This is a genomic window from Clostridium acetobutylicum ATCC 824 (assembly GCF_000008765.1).
Classification (GTDB): domain Bacteria; phylum Bacillota; class Clostridia; order Clostridiales; family Clostridiaceae; genus Clostridium_S; species Clostridium_S acetobutylicum.
This window is the reverse complement of the sequence record NC_003030.1, coordinates 3,172,706-3,195,086: the sequence shown is the minus strand read 5'-3', so window position 1 is coordinate 3,195,086 and position 22,381 is coordinate 3,172,706. Positions and strand designations below refer to the sequence as shown.

At 30.3% G+C, this 22,381-nt stretch carries 15 protein-coding genes and 1 other annotated feature; of the genes, 13 read left to right on the top strand and 2 right to left on the bottom strand.

From position 1 onward, the window contains the following. Nucleotides 1–2 precede the first annotated feature (2 nt). From CA_RS15650 to CA_RS15625, 6 genes are all read left to right on the top strand, one after another. Entirely contained in the window at nt 3–767 is a 765-nt protein-coding gene (locus CA_RS15650; protein ID WP_010966326.1) for a tyrosine-protein phosphatase, read from the top strand. A 99-nt stretch (nt 768–866) separates the two neighbouring features. Further along, nucleotides 867–1,550 carry a YveK family protein gene (locus CA_RS15645; protein ID WP_010966325.1) on the top strand — a complete coding sequence of 228 codons (684 nt, stop codon included), beginning with the start codon at nt 867–869 and terminating at the stop codon, nt 1,548–1,550. A gap of 12 nt (nt 1,551–1,562) precedes the next feature. Further along, entirely contained in the window at nt 1,563–2,237 is a 675-nt protein-coding gene (locus CA_RS15640; RefSeq protein ID WP_010966324.1) for a CpsD/CapB family tyrosine-protein kinase, read from the top strand. A gap of 35 nt (nt 2,238–2,272) precedes the next feature. Beyond that, a complete protein-coding gene (locus CA_RS15635) occupies nt 2,273–3,286 on the top strand; it encodes an acyltransferase family protein (protein ID WP_010966323.1) in 1,014 nt (337 codons plus the stop codon). Then, entirely contained in the window at nt 3,276–4,334 is a 1,059-nt protein-coding gene (locus CA_RS15630; RefSeq protein ID WP_010966322.1) for an acyltransferase family protein, read from the top strand. The genes CA_RS15635 and CA_RS15630 overlap by 11 nt, the downstream gene beginning before the upstream one ends. A gap of 246 nt (nt 4,335–4,580) precedes the next feature. Beyond that, a complete protein-coding gene (locus CA_RS15625; protein ID WP_010966321.1) occupies nt 4,581–5,279 on the top strand; it encodes a CpsD/CapB family tyrosine-protein kinase in 699 nt (232 codons plus the stop codon). 121 nt (nt 5,280–5,400) lie between these two features. Here the strand turns inward: CA_RS15625 and CA_RS15620 are convergent, their stop codons facing one another. After that, on the bottom strand, nt 5,401–6,402 hold the full coding sequence (locus CA_RS15620) for a DUF5050 domain-containing protein (protein ID WP_010966320.1): 1,002 nt from the start codon (nt 6,400–6,402) through the stop codon (nt 5,401–5,403). Between the two features lie 277 nt (nt 6,403–6,679). Then, nucleotides 6,680–6,899: a binding site (T-box leader), on the top strand. Nucleotides 6,900–7,024: 125 nt separating this feature from the next. Between CA_RS15620 and ileS the strand changes: the two genes are divergently transcribed. The 5 genes from ileS to CA_RS15595 all read left to right on the top strand — a co-directional run bounded on the left by ileS (nt 7,025) and on the right by CA_RS15595 (nt 18,725). After that, entirely contained in the window at nt 7,025–10,132 is a 3,108-nt protein-coding gene (ileS, locus tag CA_RS15615; protein WP_010966319.1) for an isoleucine--tRNA ligase, read from the top strand. A gap of 244 nt (nt 10,133–10,376) precedes the next feature. Further along, nucleotides 10,377–11,381, top strand: coding sequence for a LacI family DNA-binding transcriptional regulator (locus CA_RS15610; protein WP_010966318.1), 1,005 nt, complete (start codon nt 10,377–10,379; stop codon nt 11,379–11,381). Between the two features lie 270 nt (nt 11,382–11,651). Then, nucleotides 11,652–15,707, top strand: coding sequence for an AAA domain-containing protein (locus CA_RS15605; RefSeq protein ID WP_010966317.1), 4,056 nt, complete (start codon nt 11,652–11,654; stop codon nt 15,705–15,707). A 189-nt stretch (nt 15,708–15,896) separates the two neighbouring features. Then, nucleotides 15,897–16,739, top strand: a complete 843-nt coding sequence (locus CA_RS15600; RefSeq protein ID WP_010966316.1) for a Cof-type HAD-IIB family hydrolase — start codon at nt 15,897–15,899, stop codon at nt 16,737–16,739. Between the two features lie 189 nt (nt 16,740–16,928). Further along, entirely contained in the window at nt 16,929–18,725 is a 1,797-nt protein-coding gene (locus tag CA_RS15595; protein ID WP_010966315.1) for a MutS family DNA mismatch repair protein, read from the top strand. 109 nt (nt 18,726–18,834) lie between these two features. On the opposite strand, the gene CA_RS15590 is transcribed toward CA_RS15595, so the two are convergent. Continuing rightward, a complete protein-coding gene (locus tag CA_RS15590) occupies nt 18,835–19,890 on the bottom strand; it encodes a 3D domain-containing protein (RefSeq protein ID WP_010966314.1) in 1,056 nt (351 codons plus the stop codon). 199 nt (nt 19,891–20,089) lie between these two features. On the opposite strand from CA_RS15590, the gene CA_RS15585 reads away from it, so the two are divergent. Continuing rightward, the gene (locus tag CA_RS15585; RefSeq protein ID WP_010966313.1) at nt 20,090–20,986 is read left to right on the top strand and encodes an aldose 1-epimerase family protein; all 897 of its coding nucleotides are present in this window, start codon (nt 20,090–20,092) and stop codon (nt 20,984–20,986) included. Nucleotides 20,987–21,158: 172 nt separating this feature from the next. Further along, nucleotides 21,159–22,217 (top strand): histidinol-phosphate transaminase, encoded by a 1,059-nt coding sequence (gene hisC, locus CA_RS15580; protein WP_010966312.1) that lies wholly within the window; start codon nt 21,159–21,161, stop codon nt 22,215–22,217. Nucleotides 22,218–22,381 lie beyond the last annotated feature (164 nt).

The following is a 22,381-nucleotide window of genomic DNA, read 5'->3' as shown; positions in this document are numbered from 1 at the left end:
AAATGGTAGATATTCATTCACATATAATTCCAGGAATTGATGATGGTTCAAATTCTCTTGAAACAACATTAAATATGATGAGTATAGCAAAAGAAGCAGGAGTAACTAAAATGGTTGCTACTTCCCACTATTATAGAGGAAAATTTGAAAACAGTATTTCAGTTATTGAGAAAAAAGCAAATGAGTTGAACTATACATTAAAGGAAAAGGGTGTAGACATTGATGTTATACCAGGACAAGAAGTGTTTATAGACAATTATACTCTTAAAGACTATAAAGAGGGGATAATAGGGACTATAAATAATACAGACTATATGCTTGTTGAATTTGATATGATGTCACTTGGCGAGAATGCAATAGATACTTTATATGAGCTTCAAATAAAAGGAATTAAGCCAATTATAGCTCATCCTGAAAGATACACTTATATTCAAAAAGATATTTATAAAATAAATGAATTAATGGATGAAAATATTTATTTTCAAGTAAATGCAGGAAGCATCGAAGGACTTTTTGGAAAGACTGTACAAAAAACAGCATTAAAGTTAGTAGAGGAGGGTGTAATTAGTTTTATTGCTTCAGATGCACATTCAGCTGGAAAAAGATGCCCTGGTTATGAAAAAGCACTTCATGATTTGACAAAAATTGATAAAACATTAGCCGAAAAGTTTATAAAAAATTCGAATTTGCTTCTTGAAAATGAAAAAATTGAAAATAAAGTACGAAAATTGAAAAAGAAAAAGACTTTTTTCTCTTTTTTAAAATAAAAAGACTAAAACTATTTATAACATAGAGCTTTTAGTTTATAATGTAATAGTTATAATGAAAATAATGATACAGATTTAAAATACATGGGAGGTTAATCGATGGAACAGGAAAATGATATAGATTTTACTGGGATTTTTGAGGTTTTAAATAAAGAAAAAGCGATGATTGCGGCAGTAACCATATTTTTTGTATTATTTTCAGCTATCTTAAGTTTTTTTATAATAAAACCAACTTACCAAGGACACGTTACAGTTATAATAGGAAAAAATGATTCAAAGTCCAGTACAAATGAGCAGTATAATGATGTTATGATGTCACAAAATCTTACTAAAACATATGCTCAAATTGCACAATCTAAACAAGTTGCGGATAAAACTGTAAGTAAATTAGCTGATGGAACTACAGCAGATCAGGTTTTAGGACTAGTGAGTGTTACGCCTCAAACAGGTACTCAAATAATAGATATAACAGCTAATGGAAAATCACCTGATAAGGCAGCAGATTTGGCAAATGATTTTTCAGATAGTTTTGTAGAAGTGTCAAAGGCAGTTTACACAGCAGGCGATGCTAGAATAATCGATAGAGCGACAGCACCTAAATCACCAATAAAGCCTAAAAAAATGATAAATATTGCTATAGCTTTTATTTTAGGGCTTTTTATATCTGTAGGTATAGCCTTCATTAAAGAATATATGGACAAGACTATAAAGACGCAGGAAGATATAAAAAAGCATTTGGATTTACCTGTACTTGGTGTAATACCTAATTATGAAGAGGAATAAGGGGAGAGAGACATGTTAGTAGTTAAAGATAAGCCTAAATCACCTATAGCAGAGGCTTACAGAACACTTAGAAGTAATATACAATTTTCAAGTTTTGATAAAGATATGCAGCTAATACTTGTAACTAGTTCGGGACCAGGCGAGGGAAAATCAACTACTTCGTGTAACCTGGCGTTAGCTATGGCAGAAGCAGGAAATTCAGTACTTCTTATGGACTGTGATTTGAGAAAGCCAAGTGTGCATAAAAAGTTTAAGATATCTAATAATGATGGATTATCCAATGTATTAGCGGGACATACTAAATTTGAGAATGCAAGCAACTGGTATAGCAAAAATTTATGTATACTAACGGCTGGAAAAATTCCTCCAAACCCTGCAGAGATGTTGGCTTCAAAGAGAATGAAAGCTTTTTTAGCTGAGGCAAGAGGAGTTTTTAAGTATATAATACTTGATGCACCACCAGTAATAGCAGTAACAGATCCACAGATTTTATCTACTATGGTTGATGGAGTGATTTTAGTTGTGACTTCAGGTGTTGCAGATATAGAAGCAGCTAAAAGGGCGAAGGAACTTTTAGAAAATGTAAATGCTAATATAATAGGTTCAGTTTTAAATAGAGTTGATACTGAAAGTAGAAAAGGCTATTATGGCAGCTATTATTACTATGGACATGAAGAGGAAAACTGATTAAATAATAAATCCTTTTGGAGGGAAAACAAAAAATGCAAAGGACAAAAAGTATAGATATAGCTAAAGGAATTGGAATATTACTGGTTTTATTAGGGCATAGATCTATACCTAATATTATGGTGAAGTTTATTTATTCATTTCATATGCCTTTGTTTTTTGTTATATCTGGATATTTATATAATGCTGACAAATATACAGAATATACTTCATATATTAAACATAAGTTTAGAACTATAATTATACCTTATATATCATTTTGGATTATTTCACTAATAGTAGAAGTTATAGCTATGAATTTTAATATACTGGATAAGCTTAGCTTTAGACAAGCAGTAAGTGAATTCTTTTATTTAACCCCAAGCGGATTTTGGAATGGGCCCTTATGGTTTTTAATGTGTTTATTTGTAGTATGTGTCCTATACTATCCTATTAGTAAGCTTTCACGTAATAAATGGATTATGGTACCTTTTATATTGATATTCCTAGCTTTGGGATGGAGCACATCAGTATTTAAAGTTTATTTGCCTTTAAAATTAGACATAGCATTTACAGGTCTTGTGTTTTATGCACTAGGCAATTTCATTAAAGGCGTAAAAATAAATATAAAAATAAACACAGTTCCGGTACTATTTATAATGCTTGCTTTAACATTAGTACTTTCAGTTGCAAATAATTCTATAGTTCAGATGATAGTTGGCAGATATGGTATTTATCCAATGTTTATTTTAGCGGCAATTGCTGGTTCTATGACCGTTATTATATTTTCAAATTTGATAAGAGAATCAAAGCTTCTAGAATGGCTTGGAAAAAATAGTTTGTTTATTATGGGACTGCACTTTATTGTGTTTATAGTAATTTTAGATCCTATACAAAAATTACTTAGTATACCTCAAAGTAATTTCTTTTTAAGAAGTTTTATAACTTTAATAGATATATTAATATGTATAGCTGTATTAAAACCAGTTATTTCAGCTATAAAGAAGTATTTACCTTTTATGACGGGGAGTAGGAAAGTAAGTACAAAAGGGGAAAACTATGAAGGATAAACGTTCGCTTGAGATGGATGTCATAAAGGGACTAGGTATTATTGCAATAGTAATAGGACATACTGAGTCTCCTTTGCTTAGATTTGTATATTCTTATCACGTTGTATTATTTTTCTTTATATCGGGATATTTTTACAAGGATAAATATACTCATAAACCAATAACACTGATTAAAAAGAGAATAAAGACCTTGTATATACCTTTTATAGCTTATGAACTTATTTTTTTAGTGCTGCATAATTTCTTTATAAAGTTCAATGTTTATCATTTTAAGTATTATTCCATGGGGGATTTTATAAGCTCCGCAGCTAAAATTTTAACATTTCATGAAATACAATCGGAAGTACTTGGTCAATTTTGGTTTATAAAGGTATTATTTATTACTAATATAATATTTTTTCTTATTGATTTTGTTTTTTGCAAAATTAAAGGTTTTAAAAAGGAAATTTTACAAGGTATATTGTTTTTAGTATTATTTGTCATTGATGTAGTTGCAACACAACATATAGGTAATAATAAAACTGCATTTACAGTTCCTACAGCTAGTCTTGTTCCTGTTAGTTTATTAGCATTTTGGGCGGGAAATATATATAAAAAGTATAAAGCACATGTTTCGTTAAATATATATTTTGCAATAATAAGCTTAATAGGAATAATTATAAGCTGCCAATTTGTGGGCACTAATATGGGCAACTTTTTTATATATCCGGCGGTATTTTTGGTAAATTCCGTGCTAGGAATATATTTAAATTTGTATTTATCCAAAATATTAGTTGAGAAAAATGCATATAAGATTATTGAAATCATAGGAAAAAATAGTTTAACTATTTTAGCGCTTCATATAATTTGCTTCAAAGCTATTAATTTAGCGCAAATATATATATATAACTTAAGTTACTCTTATTTAAGTCATAGAATAATAAATATGAATAATTTTTGGTGGATTGCTTATTCTATAGTAGGAGTACTTATACCAGTAATTTTGGCTTTGGGCGCAAATAAGGTCTTACTTTTCTTAAAAAAAATAATAAGTAAACAATTAGCATAGGTTAGATGGTTTTGTTCATTTGTACAAGTGTTTTCAAATAAACAAAATCATCCTTTTTAAATTTACACATTATTAAAAATATATATTTTAAAGTTCACACAATTATTACGTATATGTTGTATAATAAATAAATCTAGTATAATCAAGCTTAAAATGCATATAATGCATAAAAGTTTGATGCTATAGAGTTAAATACTAATGTAATAATATTACTTTTATGTAAAAATAAGAGGTGGTGAAAAATCAATGTTGATTGTTAAGGATAATCCTAAATCTCCAGTAGCAGAATCTTATAGAACCTTAAGAAGTAACATTCAGTTTTCAAGTTTCGATGAAGAAATTAGAGTTATACTGGTTACAAGTTCAGGGCCAGGTGAAGGAAAATCAACTACGGCAGCTAATTTAGCACTTGCCATGGCTGAAACAGGAAATCAAGTTTTAATTGTTGACTGCGATTTAAGAAAACCAAGCATACACAAAAAATTTAAATTATCTAATAGTTCTGGTTTATCAAACATAATAGCGGGACAAGCTAAGTTTGAAGATTCGGCTCATTATTTTAATAAGAAACTTTGTGTTTTAACCTCTGGTAAAATACCACCTAATCCTGCAGAAATGCTTGCATCACATAAAATGAAAGAATTCTTAAATGAATCAAAAGGAGTATTTAAATATATAATACTTGATACTCCTCCTATAATAGCAGTAACGGACCCTCAAATTCTTTCTACTATGGTAGATGGTGTGATTTTAGTTGTAAGTTCTGGGGTGGCTGAAATAGAAGCAGCTAAAAGAGCTAAAGAACTTTTAGAAAATGTAAATGCCAACATACTTGGAACAGTTCTTAACAAGGTAAAAGTAGGTAGTAGAGGTTATTACAGTTATTATGGCAACGAAGGTAAAAGGGGAAAGAGGCGTAAAAGAAAAAGGAAACTGTTTAAGTAGAAAAAATAAAAATTTAATGGATTTTTTATCATAAAGCAAGTATTCCTGTAATAGAACAGATAAAAAATAAACTTTTACAAAAAAGCTGTAGTAGTTTTAGCTTAGAGCTACTATAGCTTTTTTACTGAAGCTTTCTAAGTTCTGTTCCATCAGTTTTCATAATGTAATTTGAGTTTCCATCATTAGTCGTTCCGTCGAAGAAAACAAAACTATTTATAACATTTATATTTGATATTTTTGAAATTCTATTAGAATTAAATACTACTTTATTTAAGTTATTGTTATTAATTCTAAAGAATAGATTTCGTTTATTATCACTTGAATATAGCAAATTTCCACTAAAATTTAAGTAATGAGATGAAGTACTGTCTACCTGTTGTTTCTCACTCCCATCATTTTTGATTTTATAAACCGTTCCGTTATCTGAATCATTTGTATAGTATATAAAGTCATTAAAAACATTTATGTAAATTGAAGTGTCATCGTTTAGTTTAGTATCATCTTCTCCGGTATTCTTTATTCTATACAAAGAATTTCCAAGAGTTTCATTTTGATAGTATATATAGTTGTCAACAACTGTGATATAGGAGGAGTATGAATCGTTTAGTTTTTGTCTGTCTGAACCATCAGTTTTTATCTTATATAATTTATTTCCGTCATTTTCATTCTGATAATAAAGATAGCCCTTTGAAAGATTAAGATAAAACACTTTATCATTGGTTAATTTTGAAGTTTTTAAGCTTGACTTATTGATTTTATAAAGTCTCCCTTCATCGGACACATTTCTATAGTAGAGAAAATCCTTATCTGAATTTAAATAGTAGGCTTTGTCAGAGGTTAGCTTTGTTTTATTTGAGCCATCATAATTCATTTTGTATATTCCTGTAGCACCATAGGTTATAGAGTAGTATATGTAATTCGTGTCTTCGCAGGCAGTACCATAGTTGCTAATATTTCCAACGGAATTTCCATTACCATAACAATCTTTTTCATACTTTTCATAAAAAATTTTATTTTTGTTAGGTTTAGGTGTATTGTTTGAGGCTTTACTAATAGTGGTATTTTTGCAACCAGTAGCTAAAAAAAATATTACAAGAGTAACTATTAAGACAATTTTTTTCATAACTAGCACCCCATTTTTGATAAATTTAGTTAATAGTTATATACTATATAAAGTTTAACCAATATTATGATAAGTAAAACACTAAAAAGAAATAGAATACATATCTATCAGAGGTTTTAATTTTATTATGATTAATAAATATACTTATATTAGTGATTTATTGATTAGAAATATAGTTAGAAAAGATAAGGGGCATAGTGACTATAATTGATTCATTTGACATAAATAATATCTTGTAATATAATACGATATAAGCTATAATATATTAATATTAAGGAAAATAGTGTAGAAAGGGAAAAGTACTTTTAGGAAAGCTTATAGAGAGCAAGGAAATGGTGGAAACTTTGCAGCTTAAGTTTAAGGAAAATCACCCTGGAGCTGGAGACTGAAATTATAGTAAGTTTTTTCGTAATTCTGCGTTAAAGAATAGGGTATTAAAAAGTGCCTGAAGATTAAACCATAGGTGGTATATAAGCGAATGTAACTTCGTCCTATTTTAGGGCGGAGTTTTTTATTATATGTGAATGAAAAAATAGGAAAGTTAGTAGTTGTGAAACTTATGTATGTAAGCGAATTCTCTACTAGTTTTTCTATGACTAACGTTTTGGAAAGGAGTTTCATAATGTATAAGAAAGTTGATTCTAGCAAATCGTTTGTTGACATTGAAAGAGACGTACTAAAATTATGGCATGAAAAGGAAATAGTGAAAAAAAGCTTTAACTCAAATCAGGATGGTGAATATTTTAGTTTTTATGATGGTCCACCAACTGCAAATGGAAGACCCCATGTAGGTCATATTATTACAAGAGTAATGAAGGATTTAATTCCAAGATATAAAGTAATGAAGGGCTACAAGGTTCCAAGGAAAGCTGGATGGGATACTCACGGACTTCCTGTAGAGCTTGAGATAGAGAAGAAACTTGGAATTTCAGGAAAACCTCAAATAGAGGAATACGGAATAGAAAAGTTTGTTAAAGAATGTAAGGAGAGTGTTTTCTCATATGTTAGCTTGTGGAAGGATATGTCCGAAAAGCTAGGTTATTGGGTTGACATGGAAAATCCTTATGTAACTTATCACAATGATTATATAGAATCCGTATGGTGGGCTTTAAAACAAATGTGGGATAAGGATCTTTTATATAAAGGTCATAAAATAGTTCCGTATTGCCCTAGGTGTGGAACTGCGCTTTCTTCTCACGAAGTTGCTCAAGGATACAAAGATGTAAAAGAAGCAACAGCTTTTGTTAAATTTAAAGTAAAAGGTGAAGAAAATAAATATATATTAGCATGGACAACAACACCATGGACACTTCCAAGTAACGTAGCACTTGCTATTAATAAGGCTTACGATTACGTAGAGGTTATAAACAATGGAGAGCATTTAATACTTGCAAAAGCACTTTTAACTGTACTTGAAGGAGAATATGAAGTAGTTTCTGAGTTCAAAGGTGAAAAACTTTTGGGAATGGAATATGAACAGCTATTTAAATTTGCAAATCCTGATAAAAAAGCATTTTATGTTGTACACGGTGATTTTGTAACTTTATCAGATGGTACTGGAATAGTTCATATAGCGCCTGCTTATGGTGAAGATGATAACATGCTTGGTAAAAAATACGATTTGCCACTTATAAATTTAGTTAATGGTGAAGGTAAATTTGTGGATGAAGTTGAACCATGGAAGGGATTGTTTGTAAAGAAAGCAGATCCTAAGATTCTTGAATACATGAAGGAAAATGGAACTTTATATAAGTCAGAGAAGTTTACTCACTCATATCCTCACTGCTGGAGATGTGATACACCACTTTTATATTATCCAAGAGATAGCTGGTTTGTAAGAATGACTTCTTTAAGGGATAAACTAGTTGAAAATAATAATAAAATTCACTGGTATCCAGATAACATAAGGACAGGAAGATTTGGTAAGTTCGTTGAAAATGTTATAGACTGGGGTATAAGCAGAGACAGATATTGGGGTACACCACTCCCAATTTGGCAATGTGAATGCGGTCATAGAGATTGCGTTGGAAGTATTGAAGAGCTTAAAGAGAAGGGAATCAATGTTCCAGAAAACATAGAGCTTCATAAACCATACATTGACGAAGTAAAACTTACATGTCCTAAGTGTGGTAAGCCTATGACAAGAACCGAAGAGGTTATAGACTGCTGGTTTGATTCAGGTTCAATGCCTTTTGCACAGCTTCATTATCCTTTTGAAAACAAGGAAGTGTTTGAAAATACCTTCCCAGCACAGTTTATATCAGAAGCTGTTGACCAAACAAGAGGATGGTTCTATACATTGCTTGCAATTTCTACATCAATATTTGATAAGAGCTCTTTTGAAAATTGTATAGTATTAGGTCACGTTCTAGATAAACATGGACTAAAAATGTCAAAGCATAAGGGAAATGTTGTAGATCCATTTGATGTTTTAGATAATCAGGGAGCAGATGCTTGTAGATGGCATTTCTACACATCAAGTGCACCATGGCTTCCAACTAGATTTTCACAGGAAGATGTAGCAGAAACTCAAAGAAAATTTTTAAGTACTTTGTGGAATGTATATTCATTCTATGTACTGTATGCGGAAATAGATAAATTCAATCCAAATGACTATAAGGATTTTGTTTCTGGAAATGTTATGGATAAGTGGATTGTATCTAGGTTAAATACACTTACAAAGGATGTTGGAAATTACCTTGATTCATATGGAATAACTCAAGCAGCGCTTGAAATACAGGATTTTGTAGATGATCTTTCAAATTGGTATGTAAGAAGAAATAGATCAAGATATTGGACTCAAGAGCTTACTGATGATAAGGTAGGAGCATATGTAACTTTATATAGAGTTCTTGTGACTTTGTCAAAGGTTGCAGCACCATTCATACCATTCATGACAGAGCAGATATATCAGAGTTTAGTTACTAGTATAAATGAAGGTGCAGAGGAAAGCGTACATCTTTGTAAATGGCCTGAATACGATGAAAGTCTCATAGATAGCAGTCTTGAAGAGGAAATGAAGCTTGCTATATCAATAGTTAAGCTTGGAAGAAGTGCTAGAAATGGAGCTAATATTAAAAACAGACAGCCACTTTATGAAATGCGTGTAAGTACAAAAGCTCTTCCAGATTATTATGGAGATATAATAAGAGATGAACTTAATGTTAAAAAGGTAGAGTTTGGCGCAGATCTTTCTAAATATGTTAACTTTGAAATAAAGCCTAATTTACCTGTGCTTGGTAAGTCTTATGGAAAACTTATTCCTAAGATAAGAAAAGAAATTTCTTCAATGGATCAGATGAAGCTTGCTGAAAGAGTAAGAAGTGGAGAGGCTGTAAAGATTGATGTAGATGGTACTGAAATAGAACTTAACAGCGAAAATCTTCTTGTTACAATGCAGGGACTTGAGGGCTTTGCATTTGCAGGTATTGGAGAAATAGGAATAGTTCTTGAGACAACAATAACTGATGAACTTAGAGAAGAGGGCTATTTAAGAGAAGTATTAAGTAAGGTTCAAAACATGAGAAAAGAAAGTGGTTTTGAAGTTGCTGATAAAATAGAGATTTACGTTTCAGGAAATGAGAAACTTGAGAATGTAATTAGAAAATTTGAAGATACTATTAAAAAGGAAACATTAGCAACCGATATAATATATAGTGAAAATAAGGAAGCTGCTATTTACAATATAAATGGGGAAGAACTTAACGTATTTGTTAAAAAGAATTGTTAATCCCTAAGTATTGGTGACAAATGTTAAAAGTATAAGTGATAAGTGGTAGGATCATAAATAAATTTTAGACCTACTGCTTATCATTTATTATTCTAATGATATTAATTGAAATTTTAAGTATATGTTATATAACAATAGAAAATTTGCGTTTTACCAGGAAATATGTTATAAAAAGATTATAACTATTAGTTCAGGTGAGATACAATTATAATAGCTTAAATATAGAATTATAGGAGTGATTTTTATGGCTGCCTCTATTAAAGATGTCGCTAGAGAAGCGAGAGTATCTATTGCAACAGTTTCAAGAGTTCTAAACAATGTAGACGTTGTAAATGAAGAGACTAAGAAAAAAGTAATGGAAGCAATTAAAAAGTTAGATTATAGACCTAATATCGTAGCAAGAAGTTTAAAAACGCAAAGAACAAGAACAATTGGAATCGTTATACCTGATATATCAAGCCAGTTTTACCCAGAGATAGTAAGGGGAGCGGAAGATGTGTCTAATATATATAATTATAATGTAATTTTATGTAATACAGATTTAGATATATCGAAAGAAAAAGATTACATTAGAGTTCTTAAGGAGAAGATGGTTGATGGAGTTATTTACATGAGTAATTCCTTAGCACCTGAAATACTTCAATTATTAAGAGATCTTAAGATTCCTACAGTGCTTGTTGAGACAAGGGAAAGTGAAGACGAGAATGCCTTTCCAAGTGTAACAATAGATAATGCTAAAGCTGCCTATGATGCAGTAAATTATTTAATTAAAAAGGGTAACAATAAAATTGCTTATGTAGGTGTAAACCCTAAATTAAAAAATAATGCTAGAGCTATAATCTATGAAGGATACAAGAAGGCTCTTTTAGATAACAATATTCCGCTTAATGAAAATTTAATACAATTTGGTGGTTTGAAGGCTATAGATGGAACAGACGGAATAAATGTTATAATTAAAAAGGAAAAGATTGATGCTGTTTTTTGTGCATGTGATGAGATAGCTATGGGAGCTATAAATGCACTTAGAGAAAATGGTATAGATGTTCCAAAGGATGTAGATGTTGTAGGCTTTGACAATATTTATACATCATCAATATTTTATCCAAAGCTTACTACAATAGAGCAACCTACTTACGATATGGGATCTGTTGGAATGAGAATGCTTATAAAAATAATAAATAAAGCAGAACCAGAATGTCTTCATTATGTACTTGATTACAATATAATTGAGAGAGATTCATGTAAATAAAATATAATTTATAGGAAAAACGGTTAAATTAAGTTTTACATTGGTTTTCTTGTAAAACCCTCACGCAAAAGTTATAAGTGTGGGGGTTTTATTTTGCATTAAATTCTCATAAAATTATGTCTAATATAATTTAGTATCAATATTTTGCTCCTAATGAAATTAAATTTGAATAATTGTAAATATGTGGTATAATGTTATAAGAAATGGAAAATATAACCATATACTATAGATTATTTTACAATAAAACTTTATTAATATGGGGGAGTTTGAATGGATACTAAAATTAAAGTAAAGGAATTATTTTCTTACTTGTTAAGTATAAAAAACATGAATGAAGACGTAATAAGAGATGTAGGGAAATATGATAAATTATATTGGAAAAATCAGCTTAAAAGCAATAAAAATATAGTTGTTAATCTGGATAATTCACAGGAAATATGGTTGGAAATAAGAAAGGAAAATAAAGAATTGTATGATTCTTTTTTTCAGCTTTATTTGCGAATACAGAAGAACAATGAAAATATTGAAATTGTGTGCGGAAATTACATGCTTTCATGGTGCAAGGATGATAGAAAGATATTCCACCCTATATTTACAACAAAAATGGAATTGAGTTTCGATGCGGAAAATGCGAAATTTATATTAAAACCATATGACAACAAAACTATTCTTGAATTGGATATGTTTTCGGGAATAGCAATTCCTAATATGGACGAGATAATAAAGGTTAAAGAGGAATTTGAGAAAAGCTGCTTGGATATTCGTGAAATGAAAAATGTTAAGGATATTCTATATAAGGTTACACACTATCTTAGTGCTGAAATAAATCCTAAAGGTGAAATACAAAAGCATGTATCATCAATTAATTCAATAAAACCCTCAAAGTATCCTGTGTTTTATGATGAAGCGGTTATAATTGTGAGGAAAACTGACAATAGACTTTGGAACAAAGAGCTTTTGAGTATTATAGATAGTATAGAGGATGGGTATCCAATTCCGGCGCCAATAAAGGCTCTTGTTGAAACTCAAAATATCGAAGAGAATAATGAAGAAGTTGAGGCTTGGAAAAAGATAAATGATAATTTATTATTTCCGCTTCATTACAATGAGGAACAAAAGGAAATTGTAAAGAAGCTTTCTGATAATTTTGGAGTCGTTGTTCAAGGACCTCCTGGTACAGGAAAGAGTCATACTATAGTAAATCTCATATGTCATTTACTAGCTAACGGAAAGAGAGTTTTGGTAACAAGCCAGACAGGAAGGGCGCTTCGTGTGCTTTCGGATAAAATACCTAAAGAAGTAAAACCTTTATGCATAAGTCTTTTAGGGGATGATACTAAATCACTTAAGGATCTTGATGATTCAGTAAGAAGAATAACTGAAAATCTATCATTAAATCCAAGCGATGTAAGTAAGGAAATAAAGCCATTAGAGAATGAGCTTATGTTTTGCAGAAAGTATCAAGAAAAAACATATAGCAAGATAAAAGAATTGGAGTGTATTGAGAATAAAAAGCTAAACGTAGGTGGAAGGGCAATGACCCTTATGGAGATAGCGAAATGGGTTAATAAAAATGAAAAACAGCTTAATTGGATAGAAGATGAAATTCCTATAGATTTAAAGTGTCCATTCACTAATCAACAGTTTGGACACTTTATATACCTACTAAATAATGTTGGGATAGATGATTTGCAGAAGGTGAATTCTTCTCTAAAAGTTTTAGGTGAAGTTCCTGAGTATGAGGAGATTTTAAGAAATTTTCAAAATTACACAGTTAAGGATCATAGTAAGGACAAGATAAATTTAAAAGGATGGGCTATAAACTATAAAAAAGAGGTTAATATAGATCATGATAAGGTTATACAGCTAATTGATAGAGCTGAAAGTAAGATGGAGGAGATTGAGAAGAGCTGGCTTAAAAATGTTATGACATGTTACTATTTTAGCGATATTGAGAGACCTGAAATAAAGAATTTGTTTGTTAGAAGCAGTGAGTACATACGCCGTCTTTCAGATATACAAACTATAATTGTTTCGCATAAAATCACAATGCCAGAAGACATGAATTTTCAAAAGTTTTCAAAGGATTTCAAAAGCATATATGCTAGGGCTAAAAATAAAGGCAAAATCAATAAGTTTTTTAAAATTAGACATAGAAATTTAAATTATATTTTTAATGAGTGTGCTGTTGATGGAGAGGATCTTCAATTTGGAGATAAGATTGAAATATTAAAGCTTTTTTTGGAAAAAGTGGATATTCAAAACAAGTTAATGGAGCTTTGGAATAGTAGTGTAAGAAAATTCAAAGGAGATGAAATTAAAAAGTTTGATTCGAATACTTTTATAAAGCTTGAAAAGCAGGTAAAGGATATTGGAGATATAGTTAATTGGAATGCCAATTATAAAAATAAGATACTCCTTAATATGGAAAATATAACGTTTTTAAATAAAATGGATTGGTATAAAAAGGAGACTTATACAAAGATAAAAAAAGGTGTAATTAGCATTAAAAGTATTGCTGAATATGAAAAAGCAAAAGCATTTTTAAATGGGCTGGTTAAGTTATCGAGAAATACCTATGGAATGGAACCTATGGCAGAAGCCATTGAAAGTAGAGATATCAAAAAAATTAAAAAGGCATACTCTGAAGTTCAAAGGCTAAAGAACATGGTAGAGACGGTAAAAGAGATAAATTCTCTTAAAAATAAAATCGAAAAAATAGCACCTATATTTACTAGTAAGCTTTTGAATTCTGAAAAAAGAAGTCAATATAAGAATTTAAATGCTGCTTGGAAGTGGAAGCAAATGAATGATATACTAGAAAAATCACATAGGTTAAAGACGGAAAATCTTGAAGAAATAATTGAAAATGAAAAAATTAAGGAAAGAGTACTTATTAGAAGGATTGTATCGAAAAAAGCTTGGCTAAATGAAATTAATAATACAACAGATATTCAAAAAAGAAGTCTTTATGCATGGCTTCAAGCTGTAAAAAGGATAGGTAGGGGAACAGGAAAATTTGTATTGAAGTATAGGAAAATGGCTCAAATGGAAATGGAAAAATGTAAAGATTGTATACCTGTTTGGATAATGCCTTTAAATAAGGTTATAGAAAATATCGGACTTAATTCCAATCTATTCGATGTTGTAATATTTGATGAGAGTAACCAAAGTGATATATTTGGTATAAGTGCTCTTTTTAGAGGCAAGAGAGCTGTTATAGTAGGGGACGATAAGCAAATAAGTCCTCAAGCGGTTGGAATTGAAGAAGGAAGTGTAGATGAACTTATAAATAGACATCTTAAGGGAATACCACATTCTCAATGGTTTGATTTACAGACAAGCCTTTACAATACTGCACTTAGAGTATTTCCGGACAGACTTCTTTTAAGAGAACATTTTAGATGTGTACCTGAAATAATAGGGTTTAGCAATATGGTAAGCTACTCAAATGAGATAATACCGCTTAGATATCCGAAGGCAAAAGAGGCCTTTAGTGAACCTGTGAAGGTTGTTAAGGTAAAAGACGGATTAAAGGATAATATAAGGCAAACAAATGAAAATGAAGCAAAGGCAATTGTAAATAGTATAATAGAATGTTGTTCAGACACCAAATATGATAACATGACTATGGGAGTTATATCTCTTCTTGGAGAACAGCAATCTGAACTCATTGAGAGTATGCTTAGGCATAAACTAGGAGAGAAGGAAATGCTTAAAAGAAAGATTTTATGTGGAGATGCATTTTCTTTTCAAGGAGATGAAAGAGATATAATGTTTTTATCTTTGGTAGTTTCAAATGGAAGTAAAATCTCCGCACTAACACGTGAAGCGGACTTAAGAAGATTTAACGTTGCTGCTAGTAGAGCGAGAAATCAAATGTGGGTATTTTATTCAGTAGATGAGGACAAGCTGAGCGATAATTGTGTTAGAACGAAATTTTTAAGGTACTGTCTTGATCCTGCCTTAAATAAAAATAAAATTAATAAAGAGAAGATGGTTCTTGCAGATGAGTTTGAAAAGGATGTCTTCAATAATATAAGAAAAAGAGGATACAATGTAAAGCCTTTTGATGATCTTAGAAAATATAAAGTTGATTTTATAATAGAAGATGCTTCAAATAGAATTGCTATTGCTTGTGACAGTGGAAATTATAATGACCTTGAAAATTGGGAGAAGCAAAGAGAAAGGCAAATGGCACTTGAAAGGGTAGGATGGAAGTTCTATAGGCTAAAGGGAAGTGAGTTTTATAGAAATCCAGAGTTAACAATGGATGCACTCTGTGGCAAGCTAGAAAATATGGGTATAAAAAGTATAATTACTTAGGGTAGTAGGTTGGCTAAAGGTAAGACTTGGATTTGAAGAATATCAATTCAAGTTTTATCCTAGTAGTCAACCTATATTTTTTTGTAGATTAGTATAATATATCCTTGTGTTATATAGCAGGCTATTATAAAATTAATCTAAATGTAAATTTTTAAACCTGACCAATAATTTGAATGTGGGTGATAAGCTATGAAATATAAACTAGTATGTATAGATATGGATGGAACACTTCTAAATAGCAAACATTGTGTAAGTGGAGAAACTAAGGAAGTAATAAGAAAAGCATATGCGAAAGGTGTGGATATAGTTATAACTACGGGAAGAATATACGCAAATGCTGCATTTTATTCAAAGTTGATTGGTGTAAAATCACCTGTTATTGCATCAAACGGAGCAATTATAAGAGGAAGAGATAATAATATTATTTACAAAAATGTCCTTAGTTCAGACACCCTTTCAAGAATTTTTAATGTATGCAGTAGACTAAAGGGAAATATAACTCTTCATACACACGATAGTATTATTTGTTCAAGCAAATTTGCTTATATTGTAATGTGGGTTATTTTTATAGGATCTATCATAAAAAATAATGAAAATACACTAAAGATAAAATACGTTAAAAATTATAGTGCATATATAAACGGGCTTAAGGAAAGCAATGATATTATAAAATGCGAAATAATTGATAAGGATGTAAAGAAGATATCAGCAATAAGAGAAGAGTTAAAAAGAATGAATGACATAGAGGTTGTAAGCTCATCAAGACATAATATCGAGGTTACATCAAAAAATGTCTCTAAGGGTAATGCTATAAAGAGTTTAGCTGAATTTTACGGTATAAAGAGAGAAGAAATAATAACAATAGGTGATAGTGAAAATGACTTATCAATGATAGAGTATGGCGGACTTGGTGTTGTCATGGAAAATGGTTGTGAAAGTGCAAAGAAGCTTGCTGATTATATAACTGATACAAATGATAATAATGGTGTAGCAAAGGTTATAAAAAAATTTATAATGGAAGATGGCAATTAAACTGTTAAGATAGATGGTTTTCTATGAAAGTTGATATTAAATTTTACATAATTAGGGATAGAATTAATTGCAGGATTGCCAGTGAATGCTATTAGTAGAGAAAATTATTACAATTTTAAATATGTTGTTTTCAAATAATATACATGTATGATATAATTATGAAGTAAAAAAATTGAAGGGAAACTTATTATGGATAAAAATGAAGAGTTTTTACGTAGAATAGAGAATTTTAAAAGTGAAAAATCAAAATTAAAACAAAATTATAATATGATGAGTTTGCTTAGGTTTATAGTTTTTATTATGGCTATTTCCTTTACATATTTTTTAGTAAAAAACCCATCAATATTCATACTTTTAGGTACAATTTTGTCATTTGTTTTGTTTGTGTATATTTTAAAAATACATGAAAAGATATCGGATAGACTTGAAGTAGCAAACAATTTAGTGGAAGTAAATGAAAAATACTTAAAGAGAATAGATGGTACATGGACATCATTTCAGGATTTTGGAGAAGAGTTTCAAGATGAAGAGTATCCGTATCTTGGGGATTTAGATATATTCGGAAAAAAGTCTTTATTTCAATTAATAAATACTTGTGTGACTTTTTTAGGTAGAAAGAAATTAGCTGAAACTCTAAAGAAGCCAGATAAAAATATTGAAAAGATAAGAATGAGGCAGAAAGCTGTAGAGGAGCTTAAGGATAAAATTGACTTTTGTCAAAATGTAGAGTCTCAGGGCAATTCTAATGAACTTGGTACTGATCCAAGCGAGCTATTTAATGATCTTGAAAATACAGAGCATTTGTTTAAGAATTTTCTTGTTGAGGCATTTATAAGAATTTTGCCAGTAGTGTCTATAGTAGTTAGTATTGTTATAATATATATGAAGCTTAAAGCTTACTATTGGGTTATAGCAGCACTATTTGTACTTCATATGCTTATAAATATCATGGGATACTTAAAGGTAGCTCCGCAGTTAAGAATAATATATAAAATAAGAAAAGATTTAAAATCTTATTTTAGAATACTAGATATTATAGAGAATGAAGATTTTAAAAGCGATTATTTAAAGGAATTAAAATCAGTTTTGTATTTTGAAAATAAACCAGCATATAGAATATTTAAGAGTTTAATAAGTATAACTGAAAAGCTAGAATTTAAGAATAATATTTTTGGATACGTTATTTTTGGAATCATAATGCTTTGGGATTATCAATGTGTTTTCGAATTTGAAAGATGGAAAGATAGATATGGAAAGATTGTTTCTAAATGGGTTGATGCTATAGGGGAATTTGAGAGCCTTTCAAGTCTTTCTGTTATTTTTAGATTAAATAGCCACATGGTGTTTCCAGAACTCTCAGAGAGTGGACTTGTATTCTCAGGAAAAGAAGTTGGCCATCCACTGATAGGTGAAGAAAAAAGAGTAAATAATGATGTTGATATGAATAATAAAATATTTGTAATAACAGGAGCTAATATGGCAGGTAAAACTACCTTTTTAAGGACTGTTGGAATAAATTTAGTTTTAGCCTACGCAGGTGCACCGGTTTGTGCATCAAACTTGAAATGTTCAGTGGTAGATATATATACGTCTATGAGAATAACAGATGATTTAAATAATGGTATGTCTACATTCTATGTTGAACTTATGAGAGTAAAGAAAATGATAGAAAATGTGAAGAAAAAAACTCCTATGATTTTTCTTATTGACGAAATATTTCATGGAACTAACTCTAATGATAGAATAGCCGGTGCAAAAAAAGTTCTTAAAATATTGAATGAAAATTGGATTTTTGGATTAATTTCTACACATGACTTTGAGCTATGCGAACTAGAATCAGATGAAAAGCGTAGAATAAAAAATTATCATTTTTCAGAAACATATTTAGAGGATAAAATAATCTTTGACTATAAGCTTAAGGATGGACCTTCAGATACTACAAATGCTAAGTATTTAATGAAGATGATAGGAATAAATGTAGAGTAATTTTATAGTAAGAAAAAAGCTAAGGAATAGCAATCCTTAGCTTAATTTAGAAATGAGTATAAATTAAAGAAAGTTAAAATCAATCTTTAATTAATTATTGCTTGAAATGTTAATTTAAAATGTGAACTGTTACAGTTCTTCGTCCCCAATTAAGTGCATCTTGTTTAGAAGAGAAGAATAAATCTATTCTATTTCCGATTATGTCTCCACCAGTATCATCTGCGACAGCATATCCGTAACCATCTACATAAAGTCTTGCTCCTGGCCTAATAACTCTAGGATCTACAGCTACCGTGCTGTAGCCATTAGGATTTCTTACAGTAGGAGTTCCAAGAGATGTAAGACCATCATCAGAGTAACCAGTGGCTTCTAACGAAATTACAGAACCACTTACAGCTGGTGGCTGTGAGCTTGGGCTAGCAAGAAGTGCCTTACTGTTGTTAGCACTGTTAGCTTTGTTAGCTTTGTTAGCGTTTGCCGCGGCGGCTGCTGCTGCAGCTGCCTGTAACTCTTTTTGACGTTGTTCCTCGGCTGCTTTTTCAGCTAATAGGTTTTGTTCCTTTTGAGTCGTTTTAGCAAGTAAATCCTTTTGCTGTCCAACATTTTTGTTTAGACTTAAAAGCATTTGTTCATTATCTTTCTTTAGTGCCAACAGTTTTTGGTTCTCGTCATTAAGCGATTGTTGTGTTTTGCTTATGTCTTCTTTTTCGCCTTTTACATTACCAATAACATTTTTATCAAATTCAATTACTTTCCCAATAGCATTCGCCTTTGAAGCAAAATCATTAAAACTTTTTGAAGAAAAGAGTATGTTTAGATATGAATTTGTTCCGTTCATATACATTGCTCTCAATCTTTTGTTAAATAAATTTTGCTGTGAATTCAAAGTGTTTTTAGTAGCATCCAATTTCTTCTGGTTAGATTCCATATCAGTATTTAACTTGTTCATATCTTTTTTGTTGTTATCAACTTTTTTAAGTACATCTTGAATCTTACCGTCTAAGTCTTGAATTTTGTTCTGTATGTTTTTTTTGTCTTCCTGCGTTTGTTTTAACGCATCGTCGTTATTAGATGGTTGTGCAGCTAAAGCATTACCAACATTATTGTTGAAAGTAATGATTATAGCCAGCATTGTAATAACAGATAAAAAAACTCTCTTATTCAATTGCTTTCCCCCTCAGTGTAAATATAACTTTCTTTATGATAACACATTAATCAATTTATGTAAAATCTGGAGCAAGATTTTGGAAGCTGAAGTAAATTATAATTAAAAAACTGTTATATAATACAATTAAATGATAAAATATATGTGTAGGAGTTTTTTTATTTATGCTTAAGATGATAATAATTAAGGAGTGGTAATAATGTGTGTAAGGTTAGAAAATGAAAATTTTAAGGCAGAGTTATCAGAAAGTGGGGCAGAACTTACAAGCTTAAAGAGTAAAAACACTGATAATGAATATATTTGGACTGCTAATTCAAGTTACTGGGGAAGGCACGCTCCTATTCTATTTCCTATAGTTGGAAAGGTTAAGGATAATAAGTATAGGATAGCAGATAAAGTATACAATCTTTCTCAGCACGGTTTTGCTAGAGATATGGAATTTGAAGTGGAAGACAATGCTAGTGATAGAGCAGTATTCAAACTTGTATGGAATGATGAAACCTTGGAGAAGTATCCTTACAAATTTGAACTAAGAGTTATATACGTGTTAAAAGATAGTACTGTTGATGTAACATACAATGTTAAAAATGTAGATGACAAGGATATATTCTTTTCAATAGGGGCACATCCAGGCTTTAATTGTCCTGTTATAGGGAAACAATCGGAGAATGACGAATTACAATTTGAAGACTATTATATTGAATTTGAGAAAAGAGAGACTACAGGAGTAGTTAAACTAAACAGCAGCAACTTACTATCCAGGAATACCTCACCGTTTTTATATGCATCTAATATTTTGAATTTAAGTGAAAAATTGTTTAAACAAGGAGCGTTAATATTAAAGGATTTAGATTCTACTAGCATATCTCTAAAAAATGATAAAAATACCACTAGTGTAACTGTATCCTTTGAGGGCTTTCCTTATGTTGGATTATGGTCTAAGCCAGAAGGAGCACCTTTTGTTTGTATAGAACCATGGTTTGGTCATGCAGATTATGAAGATTTCAATGGAGATTTTAGAGAAAAAGAGGATGGATTGAAACTTGAGGTAGGAAAAGAGTTTGAATGTACATACTCCATAACTATTGGAGAATAGAAAACTTACAATTTAACACTTTAATACGCTAAAGTTTTGTGATATAGTATATTTATATAACAAAGTTCAAATTATACATGTATCAGAATGAAGGTTAAGTTAGGATGCATGTATAATTTGAAAATTTATGTAGTTTTATTTTAATGAAATTTTAGTGGGTAGAGGTGAAAAAATGAGTAAGTTTTGGAATGAACGTGTAAAGAAACTAGAGCCATATGTTCCAGGAGAACAGCCAAAGGATCAAAAATATATAAAATTAAATACAAATGAAAATCCATATCCTCCGTCACCTATGGTTATAGAAGCAATAAAAAAAGAGGCTGATTATAAGCTTAAACTTTATCCGGATCCTAATTGTGATTCACTTAAAAGAACTATTGCTGAATACTATGGTATATCAGATAAAGAGGTATTTGTTGGTAATGGTTCTGATGAGGTTTTAGCGTTTTCCTTTATGACATTTTTTAGTCCAAGGAAAACTGTATTTTTTGCAGATATAACATATAGTTTTTATAAGGTATATGCCAATTTACTTAATTTAAATTGTGAGCTTATTCCTTTAAAAGAGGATTTTTCTTTAGATTTAGATAATTTTTGTAGGTGTAATGGAGGTGTAATTATTCCTAATCCTAATGCACCTACAGCAAAGTATATTGGACTTAGTGATATAAAAAAGATATTGGATTGGAACAAAGATTCTGTAGTTATTATAGATGAGGCTTATATTGATTTTGGTGGAGAATCAGCAGTTAAGTTTATAAAGGATTATAAAAATCTTTTAATTGTTCAAACTCTATCAAAGTCAAGATCGCTTGCAGGACTTAGAATTGGATTTGCTATGGGGAGTCCTGAGCTTATAGAGGGCTTATCCAGAGTAAAAAATTCTATAAATTCATATACATTAGATAGGCTAGCTATTGTTGGAGCAGAAGCTGCTTTTAAAGATAAAGAATACTTTGAGGATGCGAGACGAAAAATTATAGCAACAAGGGAAAGAGTGTCAACTGAATTAAAGCAGATTGGTTTTAAGGTTATAGAGTCAAAGGCTAATTTTATTTTTATAAGCCATACAACAATTTCTGCTGAAAGTATATTTAACGAACTTAGAAAAAGAGGCATATTAGTAAGATACTTTAAAACTGCAAGGATTGATAATTTCTTAAGAGTTAGTATAGGAACTGATAAGGAAATGAGCGAATTTATGGATAAAATTAAAGAGTGCATTGCGTAAAGTAATAAAAAATACACTGTACCTAAAGGGTAAGTGTATTTTTTTATTTAAAGTAGGTATAATTATTAATAACTAAAACTTATAGAAAATTTATAATTAGTTTATAGCGTATTAATTATTGAGGAGTATACTGGAATTTAACAAATAAAATTAGCAGTGTAAAC

Bases quoted from the DNA above. Each gene is read 5' to 3' on its own strand.
- ileS (WP_010966319.1), top strand. From the start codon at position 7,025: ATGTATAAGAAAGTTGATTCTAGCAAATCGTTTGTTGACATTGAAAGA.
- CA_RS15600 (WP_010966316.1), top strand. From the start codon at position 15,897: ATGAAATATAAACTAGTATGTATAGATATGGATGGAACACTTCTAAAT.
- CA_RS15595 (WP_010966315.1), top strand. From the start codon at position 16,929: ATGGATAAAAATGAAGAGTTTTTACGTAGAATAGAGAATTTTAAAAGT.
- hisC (WP_010966312.1), top strand. From the start codon at position 21,159: ATGAGTAAGTTTTGGAATGAACGTGTAAAGAAACTAGAGCCATATGTT.
- CA_RS15630 (WP_010966322.1), top strand. From the start codon at position 3,276: ATGAAGGATAAACGTTCGCTTGAGATGGATGTCATAAAGGGACTAGGT.
- CA_RS15645 (WP_010966325.1), top strand. From the start codon at position 867: ATGGAACAGGAAAATGATATAGATTTTACTGGGATTTTTGAGGTTTTA.
- CA_RS15610 (WP_010966318.1), top strand. From the start codon at position 10,377: ATGGCTGCCTCTATTAAAGATGTCGCTAGAGAAGCGAGAGTATCTATT.
- CA_RS15635 (WP_010966323.1), top strand. From the start codon at position 2,273: ATGCAAAGGACAAAAAGTATAGATATAGCTAAAGGAATTGGAATATTA.
- CA_RS15625 (WP_010966321.1), top strand. From the start codon at position 4,581: ATGTTGATTGTTAAGGATAATCCTAAATCTCCAGTAGCAGAATCTTAT.
- CA_RS15640 (WP_010966324.1), top strand. From the start codon at position 1,563: ATGTTAGTAGTTAAAGATAAGCCTAAATCACCTATAGCAGAGGCTTAC.
- CA_RS15585 (WP_010966313.1), top strand. From the start codon at position 20,090: ATGTGTGTAAGGTTAGAAAATGAAAATTTTAAGGCAGAGTTATCAGAA.
- CA_RS15620 (WP_010966320.1), bottom strand. From the start codon at position 6,402: ATGAAAAAAATTGTCTTAATAGTTACTCTTGTAATATTTTTTTTAGCT.
- CA_RS15605 (WP_010966317.1), top strand. From the start codon at position 11,652: ATGGATACTAAAATTAAAGTAAAGGAATTATTTTCTTACTTGTTAAGT.
- CA_RS15650 (WP_010966326.1), top strand. From the start codon at position 3: ATGGTAGATATTCATTCACATATAATTCCAGGAATTGATGATGGTTCA.